Source organism: Rhodococcus xishaensis, assembly GCF_004011825.1.
GTDB lineage: Bacteria > Actinomycetota > Actinomycetes > Mycobacteriales > Mycobacteriaceae > Prescottella > Prescottella xishaensis.
Map to the genome: position 1 here is coordinate 1 of NZ_RKLO01000017.1, position 705 is coordinate 705.

Here is a 705-nt window from a genome sequence, read left to right on the forward strand (position 1 = left end):
ACGTCGATGTCCGGGACGTCGAACGTCGCGCCCCGTTGCGTGCGGGGAATCTGGCGTATCTGATCTACACCTCCGGGTCGACCGGACGCCCGAAGGGTGTCGCGGTCTGCCACCACAACGTCGTCAACTTGGCCTTGCATGTATGGCCGGTTGGTCCGGCCGGGCGGATGCTCGTGCATTCCTCGATCGCGTTCGATGCCTCGACGCATGAAATCTGGCCGGCGTTGCTCGGTGGTGGTGCACTGGTCGTCGTTGCGGGGGAGCGGTCTGACATTGCTCAGATCGTCAGGTCGGTCGAGGAGCATTGCGTTACCGCCATGTTCTTGACGACACCGTTGTTCGACCTGTTTGCCGACTTCGTCGATTCCGAGGTGGGAATCGATCTGAGCAGTGTCGAGCAAGTCATCGCGGGCGGTGCTGCGTTGGCTCGGGAACCGGTTGACACGGTCGTTCGCCGATACCCGCACCTTCGAGTGATCAATGGATACGGACCCACCGAAACCACCACGTTTTCGGTGACCGCCAAGATTTCCGAGTTGGGCTTTGCAGCTGTGCCGATTGGGGAGCCAGCAGCCAATACGCGGGTGTATGTGTTGGATGGGTGGTTGCGTCCGGTGCCGGTGGGTGTGGGCGGGGAGTTGTATATCGCCGGTGAGCAGGTGGCTCGTGGGTATGCCGGTCGGGCTGGTTTGACGGCGGGGCGTT

The 705-nt window shown here is 62.1% G+C and carries 1 protein-coding gene; it reads left to right on the forward strand.

Going from position 1 to position 705, the window contains the following annotated elements; genetic code table 11:
* On the forward strand, window positions 1-705 hold a 705-nt coding region (locus EGT50_RS16895), incomplete at both ends, for an AMP-binding protein (RefSeq protein WP_164873443.1).